The sequence below is a fragment of the Novosphingobium sp. PY1 genome (assembly GCF_017312445.1).
In the GTDB taxonomy this organism is placed as follows: Bacteria; Pseudomonadota; Alphaproteobacteria; order Sphingomonadales; family Sphingomonadaceae; genus Novosphingobium.
In genome coordinates this window covers 651,491-666,695 of record NZ_BLTI01000004.1, presented here as the reverse complement: position 1 = coordinate 666,695, position 15,205 = coordinate 651,491, and the positions used below count along the sequence as shown (strand labels likewise).

Here is a 15,205-nt window from a genome sequence, read left to right as displayed (position 1 = left end):
CGCTGGCGGGTGCGCCCCGGAAGGACCGCGCCCTTGCCTATAGCCCCTTGAACAGGATGCTGACGAAGGCGCGGTTTTCGCTGAAATCGCGTCCACTCGCCAGGCCCGAGCTGTCTTGTCCACGATGGCTGATACCGGCCTGCAGGGACCAGCGCGGACTCAGCAACCAGGTCGCCTTGACCTGACCGGTAAAGCGATTGTCGGTACGGTCGACACCGTTATAATTGCGGTTCTCGTTGCCCGCCTCGAGGTGGAAGATCAGGTTGCGCTTCAATTCGTAATCGGCCTGGAGCGTTGCGGTCGTCTTCACGTAACCGCCCGCCTGGCGCACACCGGTTTCATTAGCGGTCCTGTCGATCTTGGCCGTCAGGGTCACCAGCGGCGTAACATAGTAGGCCAGTTCGCCGCGCAGCAGCAGGCCCTTGTTATCACTGAACAGCGGGTCCTTGTAATTCTGCCGCAAGTAGCCGGCACGCAGGGTTCCGCGCATCAGGTTGCCAACCGCAAAGTTCGCCCCCAGCGCCAGTTCGTATCCGGTGGAATCGCGTGCCGGAACCGGTCCGATGCGAGTCCGATAATCGCGCTTGTTGGCAGACCCGGCAGCGAAGATCGCGAAGCTCGGGCTCATCGTATATTGTGCGATCAAGCCACCCGTATAGACCGAGCGATTACGAAAGGACTGATCGACGATTTCGCCAAGATTGTTGAAATTGTCGCGATAGTTCAGGCGTTGATAGTCGACCGTCGCCTGCAGGCTTACGCGGTTGAAGCTGTGCCGGATGTCTGCATAACCTTCGGTCAGCTTGTAGCGGTTGGGCCGAATGATTCCGGTTGGCGAGTCCGGCGAAGACCGCTGTTCCGAATTGCGCGCATGCAGGACGTTCGCCTGAAAATAGGTCGTACTTCCCACCTGGTATTGCACACCGCCCTTTAAAGCATAATCGTCGGTATTTTCCGAAGTCAGCTTGAAGAAACGCGTCGCCTCGTATTCGCCTGCCACAGACCACGAAAAACCATCGGACGGGCGCGAAATCGACAGGCGCGGGCGAAGGGTGACGTTGACGTCGCTGGTGCGGTCGTCTTCCCGGGCATAGACGTTGTCGTCGAATTCGGAAGTGACCGTAACCTGAGGCATGATCTGCAGCGAGCCCGCCTGGATCGGCACCGATGCATATTCCGGCCGCGATCGTCCGGTCACGCTTTCCGGTTGGTCCTCGTCCAGCGGATTGTCGCTGGCGCCCAATGTCCCGAGTTTGCTGAACGGGTCATACTTCTGCGCCATCGCCGGGACGGTCGTCGCCCCGAAGGCGACCACGGGAATACACGCCCCCGAAATCGCGCGCGCGATCACATAGGCCGCGGACATCGATGTTCTGTTCATACGGTCTGCCCTGCCCCGATATGTTTCGCCCGAACTGATTTGATCAACTGGTAGGCCGATTTGCGCAAGGACGCGGGCGTCCAGCGGGTGACGGCCAGCAACGCCAGAGTGCCCCAGCCTTCAGGCAAGGCGACATCGCGCAAGGGAATGCGGATGCGGCTGTCCAGCTTGAGCGAATAGCGCGTGTAATGCGCAATTTCCTGATTGATGAGGAGGCGCAGCAGGCGCTTCTCGCGCGGCTCCGCCCCGGAGAGCATCGCCCGCGCCGTATCGATGAGGCAGGGCGTCGAAAGCGTGTTCGTCGACTTGCTGACCTTGTTGGTGGAATCGCGGCTGAAGTCGGCGGTAAACCGGCAATCGTAGGTGAACACCGAATGGCGCATGGCCCTCAGCCAAAGATCCTTGTCGCCGCCGCGCACGGCCCGCCCTTCCGGAAAGAGGCCAGCATTGAGCAAAAGGTCGCGCCGCAAGGCGATCGCTCCGGTCCACATCGGGCATTCCCGCACTTCCAGCCAGGCTTCGAGGAACAGCGCGAAGTCCAGGACAGCCCCGTTTTCCAAGGATCGGGCGATGCGCTGCGGCTGGCTATGTGTATCGAACACATGGTTGAAGCGGGTTGCCGCGACACCGGCCTCAGGAGCCCTGTCGATGGCCCCTGCGAGCACTTCGAGATGATCCTCGTGCCAGAAATCATCGGCATCGAGAAAGGCTATCCAGTCGCCCCGCGCCTCACGAATGGCGAGATTGCGCGCGGCATAGCCACCCGGCCCGGGTCGGTCGCGGTCGAAGATGCGCACGCGTTCGTCATCGATGGCCGCCACGATTTCGCGGCTGCCATCGGTCGAACAGTCGTTGACCACGATCACTTCGAACGGTGGCAGGCTCTGCTTGAGCGCACTCTCGATCGAGGCCGCGACATGTTCGGCCTTGTTGTAGAGCGGCAACACCACAGAGAACTTTGGAGACGTCATTCAGAACCCCGATCAATTCACTGTCTTGCGGATCGACGGCCAAGAAATAGCCGCCAGTATTCACGAGTAGCAACGACCGAAAGGTCCATAGTGAGGCGCATCAACGCTATCTTCCGGCCAATAGTGAGACCGGGCGCCATCCAGACGCGTCTTATTCGTCTTGCTGTGTCATATAACGTGACTCCCAGAACTCTTGCAAGTCTTCCCGATGGTTGCGTTCTGTCCCACCGGCCACCGCTGAGCCTGCGACGTTTTCGGATTAATTCTTCCCGGGTAGCACGAACGGGGTGCCCGACGATCATTTCGGGCACATAGACGAGCGGATATCCGGCTCCGCGAATACGCAGCGCCATGGCCCTGTCGCCGCCCGACTTGAGGTTCTCGTCGAATCCGCCGAGCTTGTCGAAGATCTCGCGCCGGCTCATCCAGTTGGCCGTCGCGCAGTTGCCGCGGCGGGCGAAGGCCTGCGGAAAGCTGAAAAGACGCTCGTAATCGCTGAACAGGGCGTTGGAGAACTCACCCTCTTCGAACAGGCAGATCTGCCCTGCCAGGACACCGGCCTTGGGGTTGCGTCCGGCCCCTTCCAATGCCTTTTCCAGCCAATGGGGGTCCGGCCGGCAATCGGCATCGGTAAAGGCGATGTAATGCCCACGGGCATGCGTGAGACCGCGGTTTCGCGCGGCGTACGAGCCTGGGCGATCTTCCGTATAGACCACGACTTCCGGAAAGGCGCGCGCCAACTCCACCGTATTGTCCGTCGATCCGTTATCGACCACGATGACTTCGAACTGCCCGGCCGGGAGAGTTTGCTCGCGCAGTGCGGTCAGACACCGGCCGATCACGTCGCTGCCGTTCCAGACCGGAATGATTACGCTGATCAATGGTGGAGACATCGTTACCCCTGAAACATGCCCGGTATTGGCATTCACGAATGCACACGACGCTTGCCCAGTCCCTCCATGCGGTCAAGCGCGTCTCGCAATTGCGAAGACGAACCGGTCCTAATGCTGGCCAAGGCGTGCAAAGCGGCGATTCGCAGCAACTTAACCGCTATTTTGCCTCACCATGGCGCAGCAGGCCAGTTTTACCACCCTTGCCCTGTTGCGTTGCAGCGTGAAATCCGGTTTGCTTCACCGCGACACCTCCAATGCGCAACTGGACGATGCCCTGCACGGCCAGTTAAATGCGATCCAGCGGATTATCGTGCGTAACCAGAATGGCTGAAAACGCATCCTCCTGCCCGGTTGTCGTCATCTCGATGACCGATGCCCACCAGCGCCGCGCCGCGTTCTCGGCCCGTGCCCGCGACGCGAAAGTGCCATGGCGCTTCGTCGATGCCCGCACCGAGCTGGTCGAAGGCCTGAGCTATGACGAACAGGCGGTGGAGCGCAACAAGGGCCGCCAGCTCACCAAAGGCGAGCGCGGCTGCTATTCCAGCCACTTCGCCGTATGGCAGGGCATGGTGCGCAGCGGCACGCGGCAATGCATCGTCCTGGAAGACGACGTCATCGTCGACTGGGCTTTCCTCGAACAGCTTTGCGCGACCGATCTGGAAGCCCAGGCGATCCCCTATCTGCGGCTCTATGCCAAGGTGCCTACCTTCAGCCGCGTGGTGCGGCGCAATTTCCTGCAGCATTCGCGCTCTGTAGTCGAGCTGGTCGGCCATCCCTACGGGACGCAAGGCTATGCGATCACCCTGAGCGGCGCGCGGCGCTTTATGGACGCCTGCGCCACCGTCTGCCGCCCGATCGACGACCAGATGGACCGATCGTGGGACCACGGGGTGCGCAACTACGCCCTGTTTCCAGCCCCGATCGTCGAGGAGTTCGTGCCCTCCGGCATCGGCGCGGAGCGTTTCGGCGCGGGGCGCGGCGCTGCCTACCACGCCCCGCGCCAGCGCCTTGCGCGCTGGATCGACCGTCAACGCATTCGTGCCAAGAAACTGAGCGTCCTGCGTGGCCGGTGACACTTTCGCCAAGGATTCCTTCGCGTCCTCGCAAGGGGCGCGGTTCGACACGCAGCTGCGCAAGCAGAGCAAGCATTCGATCGGCTGGTCGATCCTGCGCTTCGCCTCTGACCAGGTCTTCTCCTTCATCGTCTTCGTGCTGCTGGCACGCCTGCTCACGCGGGCTGACATCGGCGCCTTCGCGCTCATGGCGATCTTCGCCGAAGTGTTCCGCACCATCAGCATGGCCGGCCTGACCCAGACCGTTGCCCGCGAATCGGAACTGACCGGCGCGTTTACCGACACCGTCTATCGCAGCCACATGGGCTTCTCGCTGGCGACAAGCGCCATCATCATCGCGCTGGCCCATCCCTTCGCCGCCTTCATGAATGCGCCGCAGATCGCGCTGCCGCTTCAGGTGCTGAGCATCGTCCTGCCGATTTCCGCACTGGGCCAGACGCACATGGCGCTGCGCCTGCGCGAGTTCGGGCACAAGACGACGGCGCTGCGTTCGGTCGCCAGCGGCATCGGCGGGGGCGGCACGGCCATCATCGCCGCCCTGCTCGGCTTCGGCCTGTGGTCACTGGTGATCCAGCGCATCCTCACCGAGATTATCAGCACCATCCTGTCGCGCCATGCCTATCGCTGGAAGCCGGGCTGGGACTGGCAATGGTCGATCCTCAAGCGCAACCTCGGCATCAACGGCAGCCTCACTGCGGTACAGCTGGTCTACATCGCCACGACGCGCCTGCAGGAGCTGGTCATCGGCAACGTCATCGGCGTCGTCGCGGTCGGTATCTACCGCACGGCCTGGCGCACCGTCGACATCATCTCCAACGGCGCGATCCGTCCTTTCACCACGGTCGCCATGCAGACCCTGGCGCGCGTCAAGGACGATCGGGTCGAACTGGCCCGCGCCTACCAGTGGATGATCTCGAAGGCCGCAATCATCTCCTTTCCCGCGCTGGTCGGCTTCGGCGTGCTGGCGCCGCTGGCGATCCCCACCGTGTTCGGCGACAAGTGGGCCGCCGCAGGCGATCTTGCGCAAGTCTTCGCCTTCATGGCCATTCCCTTCACGCTCAACCAGTTCGCCTCGCCTTCGCTCGGCGCGCTGGGAGCGAGCAGGAGCCTGCTGACGATCTCGCTGACCCAGCTCAGCCTCACGGCGATCTTCACGCTCATCGCCGCGCCCTACGGCGTCTTCGCGGTCGCCTGCGCCTATGTCGTGCGTTCGTACCTGACCCTGCCCCTTCAGATCTTCCTGCTCGCGCGCGTTTCCGGGATCGGCCTGCGCCATACCTGGAGCGCGATCTGGCAGCCGCTGACGGCTTCGGTGCTGATGGGCCTCGTCCTTCACCTCACCATGCCCGCCACCCGCGCGCTCGTCGCCCATCCCGGGGTGCCGGAACTGGCCGGCTCCTGGTTGGTTCTTTTCCTCAACATGGCGATCGGCGCGCTGGTCTATGGCATCACCGTGATCGCTCTCAGCCCGGTCTGGCGGGGCCTTGCCCTCAAGACCTTGCGAAAGTTTCGATGAACGAGTTTTCCCGCATGCCACAAAGACTTACCGCCCAGACCCTGATCCGCGCACTGGGAGAAGAACTGGGCAACGTCTTCTCGCAGACGATACCGGCCGGGCCGCTGGCCCTGGTGGACTTTCCCGATCACTCGAACGTCGGGGATTCTGCCATATGGCTCGGAGAAATGACGTGGCTGCGCGCGCAAGGCCGAACGCCTGCCTATACCGCTGCTCTGAACAACTTCAGCGTCGATGACCTTCGGCAGACCTGCCCTGACGGTCCGATCCTGATCCACGGCGGCGGTAATTTCGGCACGAGCTGGATGAAGCACGAGGAACTGCGGCTGCACTTGCTGGAAAGCTTCCCGGGCCGACCGATCGTGCAACTCCCGCAATCGATCCACTACAACGACGAAGCCGCGGCGGCGAAGATGGCGCGTGCGATCGAAGCGCACGGCGCCTTCACGCTGCTGACGCGCGATGCCGCCTCGTTCGAATTCGCCCGGCGCCAGTTCGATTGCGACGTGCGGCTCGCACCCGACAGCGCCCTGATGATGGGGCCGCAAAAGCGTGATGCCTCGCAGGAACCGATCCTGGCGCTCCTGCGCACCGACCATGAACGCACCGCAGACACCTCGCCGGTGCCGGCCGGAGTGGAACAAGTGGACTGGCTCCACGAGGACAAAGGTGAGAAGCTTCAGCTCAGGGCCCGGGCAAAGCTGGCTCGCCTGCTGGGACGGGGCGAGCAGGACAAGCGCCTGCGGCGCTACCAGGCCCTTGCAGAACGGCGCGTACAGCGCGGGCTCGCCATGCTTTCGCGCGGCCGCGTGGTCGTGACCGACCGACTTCACGCGCATATCCTGAGCGTACTGCTCGACATTCCGCATGTCGCGCTGGACAACAACTACGGCAAGGTCAGCGGCTTCGCTCGTCAGTGGACCGGCGTCTATGAAGGATACCGTAGCGCTACTACCCGCGCAGAAGCTTTCGAGTTCGCCTGCGCGGATCTGGGCGCCAACTGAGGCGGCTCCGTCAGCTGAAGCGGTATGGGCGCCCGTAACGTTCCTCGCCCACCGGGAAGTACACGGTCACCGGCTCTTCTTCCTCGACATAGGGATCGGACCAGTCATAAGTCGGTGCGCGGGCGCTGAACAGCGTATAGCCGCACAGCACGGCATAGAGCGCCAGGCCTTCCAGCTGCCAGAACGGCATCGTGCCCATGTTCAGGATGAGAAAGCTGAGATGGGCCGCTATCAGCATCGGCAGGTCATTGCTGCGCGCGCGCAGCGCGGTGACCGCCATCGTCGCCCAGAACAGGAGCATGGCGAACACGCCGACGGCGCCCAGCTCGTAAAGCGTGCCGATGATCGTGTTGTGCGGGTAGACGTCGAAGCCCTTGGACCATGATTCCGGTCCGAACCCGAACAGGTGCTGCAACGGCGTGCCATCCTTGTAGGCGAATATGTATTCGCTCCAGATCAACGGGCGGGCAGAAAGGATCTGGCGTTCGACCTGCGTGAATTCCCGCGGCGGCTTGATCAGCGCATCGGGATTGCTGAGGAAGGTGCCGAGATCGATGAAGCGGTCGTAATTGATCACCGCCACGGCCAGAACTGCCACGAACGCCACGACCAGTGCCGTTGCCGCCACGACCCGGCGCTGGGTCGGACTGACGTGCTGGGTGATCGAGGCCCAGAACACCGTCGCCACCAGCGGAACCGAAGCCATCAGCGTCGTGCGGTAACCGGCAAGGAAGATACCGACAGCGACCAGGGCCAGGTAAGCCAGACGGATGAACGGGTTAAGGCGATGCGCGAAACAGCCCACGAGGAAGGCGAGCAGGAGCGCGACGGAGAAGGCGGCCTCGTGGTTATAGCCGCCAATCCACACCAGCCCGTCCGCCATTTCCGACCCCTTGGGCAAGTTGAGCGCAACCGACAGCCACTGGAACAGCAGCAAGGGTGAAAAGGCCCAGATCATCAGCGGCATCAGCGTCTGATCGCGGTCCTGCCGCAAGGCCTCGAAGGTCGCAATCAGCAGCACGACGAAGTAGCCGTACTTGACTGTCACCGTCATCACGCCCGGAATGTCGGAATTGAGCGCCCCGCTAATCGCGACCAGGAACATGATCAGGTAGGTCGGCACCAGGACCTTGAGCGCCAGATGCGATGGCCGGATGACCAGGAAGGCCAGCCCGGTGATGAGGATGGACACCAGCGCATTGCCGGACATCCCTGCGAACATCGGCTGGAACATGTAGACGTGGTAGGCACCCAGAATCATGCGCAGCCAGATGGCCAGGAACAGGAACCGCCCCGGCAGGCCATGGATGCGGCGGCCCGCCAATATCGCGATGATCACCAGTACCAGCGTTGCCGGCACCAGGATGGGCAGTCCGAAATGCGGACCGGTGGCGCCCAGTTCATCCATGCCGATTCATTTCTTCTCGAACCCGATCAGGCTCACGCATAATAGGTCTTGTACGCACCGTAATAGTAGCTGGCATCCTCGTAGCCGATGCTGGCCTGTGCCGAAACGTCGACCATCGAGAGGCTCGCACCGATCACGTTCGCGCCCACCGTCTCAAGCTGGCGAAGCGCCAGTTCGGCTGCGCGTATCGGCGTCTTGCGCCAACGCACCATCAGGATCGTGCTGTCCGCCTTGGCCGCGATCGAGCGGCTGTCATCGATCGTGAGGACAGGCGGGGTGTCGAGGACGATGAAGTCGAACTGCGCGCGCAGGGCCGCGATGATATCGGCGAACTCCTGCGTATCGGCGAAGGGCTGGATATGCTGCTCGTCGTTGCGACGCGGAAGGATGAACAGGCCCGTTTCCGGATCGACGTAGAGCGCCTGGTTCAGCTCGCCCTCGTTCGCCAGCAGCGCGCGCAGGCCAATCGAGCCCTCGAAGCCCGAGCCCGGATTGGATACCCGGCGCCGCAAGTCGCAATCGACGAGGACGGCCCGCTTGCCCGCCATCGCCGCGGAACGCGCCAGCGAGAGGGCAACGGTCGTCTTGCCTTCGCTGGGCAGCGCGGACGTCACGGCCACGACCACCGGGCCGCGCTTGGGCTGGCTGATCTGAATCGAGGTCTGCAACCAGCGGAAGGCTTCCGCGAACGAGGATTGCGGGCGCTCGACCACGAGCTGCGTCGGATGGATCGGCTCGCTCAGGTCTGCCAGCTCGGGCAGGTGCTTGGTGTCCGGAATGGAGTTGAGCACGGTGACGCCCAGCCGCTTTTCCAGGTTGCTGGTCGTTTCCACGCCCCGGTCGAGCAGCTGCATGACGGCGACGACGACAGTCGACGTGGCCATGGCACCGATCAGGCCGATGAGGGCGAAGACGATCACGTTCGGGAAAGCCGGCATGCCCGGGACGCGTGCCAGGGCGACGATGTAGGAATTGCTGCGCTCCAGACCCTTCTGCGCCTGGGTCTGCTTGTAGCGGTCAAGCAGCGTGAGATAGAGCGTGCGAGCGGACTCCGCCTTGCGCTCCAGCTCAGACAGGCCGACCGACGCCGCATTGTCGCTTGCCAGCGTGCCTTCCGCACGGCTCAGCGAGCCCTGGATCGAAGCCGTCCGCTGATGCGCTGCATTAGCTTCGTTGCTCAGGTTGGCGACGATGCGCCTGACTTCGGACTCGATCTGCTCGTCGATGTCGGCCAGTTCCTGTTTGGCTGCAGCAAGCTCGGGATACTTCGGACCGAACTGCTGGCGCAGCGAAGCGACGCGGCCGCTCAGCTTGGCGCGCTGGGCACGCAAGTTGCTGACCACCGGGGAATCGAGGGACTCGCCCAGCTCCTGCCCGTTGCTGCCGCGCGCAAGCTGCGCCCTGGCCGTGGACAGGCGGGCGTCGGCTTCGGCCTGATCGGCCCGCAACTGCGCCAGCTGACCGTTGAGGCTGGAAAGTTCCGCCTGCGTCACACTGCTGTTCTGACCGATGTCGAACAATCCATGCTGCGCGCGGTAGCGGGCCACGTCAGCCTCGGCACTTTCAACCTGCCCGCGCATCTTCTCGAGCTGCTTTTCGAGGAAGGTACTGGCCCGGCTGGTCGCGCCGGCCTTCGATTCCTTCTGGTTGTCGATGTAGGTCTGCGCCAGCGTATTGGCGACCTTCGCCGCCGTAGCGGGCGATTCCGACTGGTAATTGATGTCGATCGCGTAGGAGAAGCCGTTGCGCTTTACGCCCAGATTGCTGAGCAGTTGGGCGATTGCCCAGTTGCGCTGCGTTTCGACCGGCGCCTCCTCGCCATCGCGCAAGGAGGGATTGAACTCCGGATCCTTGGTGAGATGGAGCTTGTCGACGACCTCGCCCGCAAGTTCGGGAGACTTGAGCACCTCCACTTCGGTATCGACCGAAGCGGAGTCCGGATCGACGTTGGGCACGACCTGATCGACCTTGAGGACCTGTTCAGCCCCACGCTCCAGCGCCACAGTCGTAGTCGCGACATAGCGCGGCGGGATCATGAAGTAGATTGCAGCGACGATCGCGAAAACAATCAGGCTGACAATCATGACCAGCTTCTTGCGCCGCCGCAGGACCTGCATGAAGGCGCGCAAATCGATCAATGCACCCTGATCTACGGGCGCATCGGGGCGAGGCTGATATTTGGCAAGTGGCTGTGGTCTGGCGTACATCAGAGCATTCCCGGGGTCATGCGCAACAGAAAAGTCAAATCTCACGAAGTGGCGAATGGTTCCGCCCGTTCGAAGCTGCAATCTTTGGCTATTCTGATCGCTTAAGTGCTAGCTGTTTCAAGCGACCCGGCAACGCATTGCCTGACGGCATTAAATCAGCAATTCCGCAGTGCAGCAAGCGGGTGCTCGTTGGGGCGTGCGAAACGCGCGGCCTGCAGTAGGGAAGCTTCCCGATCATGTTGCCGAGGCACTAACCCAAAAGGAACATGCGCCCGGGCGTGACGTCAGCGGTCCGCCATGCAATTGCGGAATGCACACCCCGGCCAAGGTGCACTGTGCGACGCGCGCGCCCGGAGAACTCATCTATCCGATATATAACCTCCGAAAATACCGCAGGAATCCGCGACCGGCCGGCGACAGGATCCGGCTTCGGGCTGGAGTAGGACATCCCTCTGGCGAACGGAGACGGGCGGTCATTGCAGCGCGGGATCTGACCCCCACCGACCGCCATGGGCCATGCCTGTAACGGGCGCGGCGAAGTGGTCGCTAAGGCCCTAGTATACCCCGATTAATCCCGATGCTTCGCGTAACAGCCCCTCGGGGTAATACCGAATTGTCGAGGCACACGCACTACACTCGACCGACGAAGCGGAAAGCTCTTTGAGCGGCGGCGCTCGATGCCATCAACCGTAGCGACGGTGCAGCGCGAGGCCCTCGTTCTCGGCATGCTCCTGCGCCACGAAGGCCTGCACGGCACTATCGTTCTCATCGTGAACCTTGCTGCGCCTCTCGAGGCGGAAGCGGCCGACGATCTCGGTCAGGCGGCTGGCCTCCTGCGAAAGCGTGCGGGTGGCCGCATTCGATTCCTCGACCATCGCCGCGTTCTGCTGCGTCGAGGTCTCCATGCGCTGCACCTCGTCGTTGATCTCCTGCAGGCTGTCGGCCTGGGTCGAGGCGCTTGTGGCGATGTCGCGCGCCTCGCTGCGGGCGACGGCGAGCCGCGAAATGATCACTTCGAGCGCGGACTTGGTCTGCGCCACGAGATCGACTCCTGCCAGGACATCGCCATTCGACTTGGAGATGAGTTCCTTGATGCTCTTGGCGGAATCGCTGGTGCGATGCGCCAGGGCACCGACTTCGCTGGCAACGACCGCAAAGCCCTTGCCAGCCTCTCCGGCGCGCGCGGCTTCGACCCGGGCGTTGAGCGCCAGCAGGTTGATCTGGAACGCGATGTTCTCGATCACTTCGCTGATCTGGCCGATCTCCTCGGACGAGTGCTTGATCTTGTCCATGGCGCCGATCGCGTCGGTGACGATCTGCCCACCGGCCACGGCCTGGTTGTCGACCTCGGCAATGGATTCATTGACGCGCTTGACGCTCGACACGGTCGACTGGATGCCCAGGTTGACCTCGCTCATCACTTCGGCGGTGCGCGAGATACCGGCGGCCGAACGCTCGGTGCGATCGGCCAGATCGTTGGCGGCCGCACTGATTTCACGCGAGCCGGTGTCGATGTTTCCGGCCGCGTCCGAAATGTCGACGATGATCGAGCTCAATTCGCGGCGCATCTCGTGGAAATCATGGGTGATTTCCTGGTATTCCTCGGGCAGGTCGGAAAGCTGCGCCTGCAGGTTGCCGTCCTTCATCGCCTGGAGGGCCTCGCCCATCGACGCGATGACGGCGCGCCGAGCCCGCTCTTCTTCGCGGAAATAAGCCGACATCGCGGCCTCCATGTCGACGAGGGCGACTTTCACCAGGGTCGCGATCGTCTTGCCGGTCTTGCGCGCGCTGAGCGGATTGTGCAGGCCCGATGTCATCGCCCGCTCGATCATTTCCTCGAGAACGAGAGCATAGCCGCCGATATAGAACGAAGGGTCCAGGCCGACTTCCGAGTGAACGCGCCCGATCTTCTCCGAGCGCTGTACCTGCTCGTCGTCGAAGCGGTGCGAAAAGAGCGCCTTCCAGTGCGCAAGCTGGGCGCTGGCCGCGTGATCGCGGATCTGCTGGTTGGGCAGCAGGCTGCTGGCCTGCTCGTCCGTGGCGATGCGCGCATAAAGCTTCTCGAGCGCCTTGGGCGCGTGCTTCTCCACGATCGCCTTGATCGCAGGATAGCTGGCGTAGTTCTCGCCATCGAGCTGTGCGAAGTCACGGCACTTGTAAGCCTTCTCGTTCGCCATGGTAAATGCATCTCCAGTCATCGCCGCGGCACGGTGTCGCGCATCTCGGATGCTTTGCTTGGCGTACATTCGTTAGCATCGCATTGCGTGACCCCCGAGCAATTGACCAGATATGGCCGATGCCAATGCTGAACGCGGGAAAGGGTCAAGCACGCCCAATGCGCTGTGATGCTTGAAAAAAAGCCTGCCTGAACGTGGTTAAGGAATTCTTCGCGTCTGCCTGTGTGGCATACGAAATCATGGCGTTGGTATCGCCGCCCCGATTGCCGACATACTCCTGGAAGCGACTCAGCGATGCCTCTCGAGCCTTTCGAGGCAGCATATGACGGCCCGGTGATTCGGCACGAGAAACGGCCCGATTACATCGGAGGAATGTATATTTGCAGGCCCGCAGAAATAGTTTCCACAACTATTTGGAAAGCCGAAAACACCCCCGACGGGCCGCGGGAATGGCCGAGTTTCACTGGCTTGCACCGTGCAGCAAGGGCAGCTCCGGCCCCTCAGAGACACCCCGGCACCACATCTAATTACTGGTACACAAAGGCTAAATTTGTTACTCTTCGATTCTGAAAAGCTGGGGCAGGAGAGGTATTCTCGATGGCCACGAATGATCTCTTTTCGAAGTTCATGCGCTCTTACGAAGCACACCGGGAAACCGAGTGGACGCTGGAGCAATACCTGAGCAAATGTCGCGATGACCCCATGCTCTATGCAGGCTCGGCAGAGCGTCTGCTGGCAGCGATCGGCGAGCCGGAACTCGTCGATACCGCCAAGGATGCAAGGCTCGGCCGCATCTTCATGAACCGGACGATCCGGGTCTATCCCAGCTTCTCCGAATTCTACGGCATGGAAGACACGATCGAACGCATCGTGTCGTTCTTCCGCCATGCCTCGCAGGGGCTCGAGGAGCAGAAGCAGATCCTCTACCTGCTCGGCCCGGTCGGCGGCGGCAAGTCCTCCATCGCCGAGAGAATCAAGGCGCTCATGGAAGCCTATCCGATCTACGTGCTCAAGGCCGGCGACGAAGTGAGCCCGGTGTTCGAAAGCCCGTTGGCGATTTTTGATCCGGACATCGACGGCCCGGAAATCGAGGAAACCTACGGCGTCCCGCGGCGCTACCTCTCCCGCCTGATGAGCCCATGGGCGCGCAAGCGGCTCGACGAGTTCGGGGGCGATGTCTCCCGTTTCACGGTAGCGAAGATGATGCCGTCGCGCGTGCGCCAGATCGCCATTTCCAAGACCGAGCCGGGCGACGAAAACAACCAGGACATCTCCTCGCTGGTCGGCAAGGTCGACATCCGCAAGCTCGAACTGCTCTCGCAGAACGATCCGGACGCCTACAGTTACTCGGGCGGGCTCAACCGCGCCAACCAGGGCGTTCTCGAATTCGTCGAGATGTTCAAGGCCCCGATCAAGATGTTGCACCCGCTGCTGACGGCAACGCAGGAAGGCAACTATATCGGCACCGAGAATATCGGCGCAATTCCCTTCTCGGGTGTGATCCTGGCCCACTCGAACGAATCCGAATGGCAGAACTTCAAGAACAACCGCAACAATGAAGCCTTCATCGACCGCATCTACGTGATCCAGGTTCCCTATTGCCTGCGCATCGACGAAGAGCGGAAGATCTACGAGAAGCTGCTCCAGAATTCCCAGCTGGCCGAAGCGCCCTGCGCACCAGGCACGCTCGACATGCTGGCGCGCTTTTCGGTGCTGACCCGGCTCAAGGCGCCGGAGAACAGCAGTATCTATTCGAAGATGCGCATCTACAACGGCGAGATGCTGCGCGACATCGATCCGCACGCCAAGACGATGCAGGAATACAAGGACAACGCCGGGGTCAACGAAGGCATGAACGGCATGTCCACGCGCTTTGCCTTCAAGGCGCTGGCGGCCACCTTCAACCACGACACCGAAGAGATCGCCGCCGATCCGGTGCACTTGATGTACGTGCTGGAATCGATGGTGCGGCAAGAACAGCTCCCGGCCGAAACCGAGGCCCAGTACCTGGAATTCATCAAGGGCGAACTGGCGCCGCGCTTTGCCGAATTCATCGGCAACGAGATCCAGAAGGCCTACCTGGAATCCTACGAGGACTACGGGCAGAACCTGTTCGACCGCTATGTCGCCTATGCCGATGCCTGGATCGAGGATCTCGACTTCAAGGATCCGGACACCGGTCAGATGCTGGACCGCGACGTCATCAACCAGGAGCTGACCCGGATCGAGAAGCCCGCCGGGATCGCCAACCCCAAGGACTTCCGCAACGAGGTGGTCAAGTTCGCTCTGCGCATGCGGGCGAACAACAATGGCCGCAATCCGAAGTGGAATTCCTACGAGAAGATCCGCGAAGTGATCGAGAAGCGCATGTTCAGCCAGGTCGAGGACCTGCTGCCGGTCATCGGCTTCTCGTCGAAGCGGGACAGCGAGACCGAGCGCAAGCACGACGAGTTCGTCACCCGCCTCGTCGAACGCGGCTACACGCCCCGCCAGGTCCGGCGCCTCGTCGAATGGTACATGCGCGTCAAGCAGGCGGAGTAGCGGGAGCGGGAGCGAAGGAGGTGTGCTGACCCGA

General features: G+C 62.2%; 11 protein-coding genes. 5 read left to right on the top strand and 6 right to left on the bottom strand.

Annotated elements, in window-relative coordinates; translation table 11 throughout:
* Positions 1-37 precede the first annotated feature (37 nt).
* Genes J3474_RS07155 through J3474_RS07145 form a run of 3 tightly spaced genes read right to left on the bottom strand, consistent with a single transcriptional unit; the run spans position 38 to position 3,281 of the window.
* Positions 38-1,381, bottom strand: a complete 1,344-nt coding sequence (locus J3474_RS07155) for an outer membrane beta-barrel protein (protein WP_242528228.1) — start codon at positions 1,379-1,381, stop codon at positions 38-40.
* Complete coding sequence (locus J3474_RS07150) at positions 1,378-2,352, bottom strand: glycosyltransferase family 2 protein (protein WP_207093536.1); 975 nt, start codon at positions 2,350-2,352, stop codon at positions 1,378-1,380. The genes J3474_RS07155 and J3474_RS07150 overlap by 4 nt, the downstream gene beginning before the upstream one ends.
* A gap of 17 nt (positions 2,353-2,369) precedes the next feature.
* Entirely contained in the window at positions 2,370-3,281 is a 912-nt protein-coding gene (locus J3474_RS07145; protein WP_148274935.1) for a glycosyltransferase family 2 protein, read from the bottom strand.
* Between the two features lie 136 nt (positions 3,282-3,417).
* Here J3474_RS07145 and J3474_RS07140 point away from each other — a divergent pair, with 136 nt between their 5' ends.
* The 4 genes from J3474_RS07140 to J3474_RS07125 are packed head-to-tail and all read left to right on the top strand — an operon-like array spanning position 3,418 to position 6,838.
* The gene (locus J3474_RS07140; RefSeq protein WP_158511842.1) at positions 3,418-3,576 is read left to right on the top strand and encodes a hypothetical protein; all 159 of its coding nucleotides are present in this window, start codon (positions 3,418-3,420) and stop codon (positions 3,574-3,576) included.
* The gene (locus tag J3474_RS07135; protein WP_207093535.1) at positions 3,569-4,318 is read left to right on the top strand and encodes a glycosyltransferase family 25 protein; all 750 of its coding nucleotides are present in this window, start codon (positions 3,569-3,571) and stop codon (positions 4,316-4,318) included. The genes J3474_RS07140 and J3474_RS07135 overlap by 8 nt, the downstream gene beginning before the upstream one ends.
* Entirely contained in the window at positions 4,308-5,834 is a 1,527-nt protein-coding gene (locus J3474_RS07130; protein WP_207093534.1) for a lipopolysaccharide biosynthesis protein, read from the top strand. Before J3474_RS07135 ends, J3474_RS07130 begins: the two co-directional genes overlap by 11 nt.
* Positions 5,831-6,838 carry a polysaccharide pyruvyl transferase family protein gene (locus J3474_RS07125; RefSeq protein ID WP_207093533.1) on the top strand — a complete coding sequence of 336 codons (1,008 nt, stop codon included), beginning with the start codon at positions 5,831-5,833 and terminating at the stop codon, positions 6,836-6,838. The genes J3474_RS07130 and J3474_RS07125 overlap by 4 nt, the downstream gene beginning before the upstream one ends.
* A 10-nt stretch (positions 6,839-6,848) precedes the next feature.
* Here the strand turns inward: J3474_RS07125 and J3474_RS07120 are convergent, their stop codons facing one another.
* The 3 genes from J3474_RS07120 to J3474_RS07110 form a co-directional block, all read right to left on the bottom strand.
* Positions 6,849-8,246 carry an O-antigen ligase family protein gene (locus tag J3474_RS07120; RefSeq protein ID WP_207093532.1) on the bottom strand — a complete coding sequence of 466 codons (1,398 nt, stop codon included), beginning with the start codon at positions 8,244-8,246 and terminating at the stop codon, positions 6,849-6,851.
* A gap of 32 nt (positions 8,247-8,278) precedes the next feature.
* Complete coding sequence (locus tag J3474_RS07115; RefSeq protein WP_207093531.1) at positions 8,279-10,453, bottom strand: polysaccharide biosynthesis tyrosine autokinase; 2,175 nt, start codon at positions 10,451-10,453, stop codon at positions 8,279-8,281.
* A gap of 683 nt (positions 10,454-11,136) precedes the next feature.
* Positions 11,137-12,630 (bottom strand): globin-coupled sensor protein, encoded by a 1,494-nt coding sequence (locus J3474_RS07110; protein ID WP_207093530.1) that lies wholly within the window; start codon positions 12,628-12,630, stop codon positions 11,137-11,139.
* A 597-nt stretch (positions 12,631-13,227) separates the two neighbouring features.
* On the opposite strand from J3474_RS07110, the gene J3474_RS07105 reads away from it, so the two are divergent.
* Complete coding sequence (locus J3474_RS07105) at positions 13,228-15,171, top strand: PrkA family serine protein kinase (RefSeq protein ID WP_013832120.1); 1,944 nt, start codon at positions 13,228-13,230, stop codon at positions 15,169-15,171.
* The last annotated feature ends 34 nt before the right edge of the window (positions 15,172-15,205 follow it).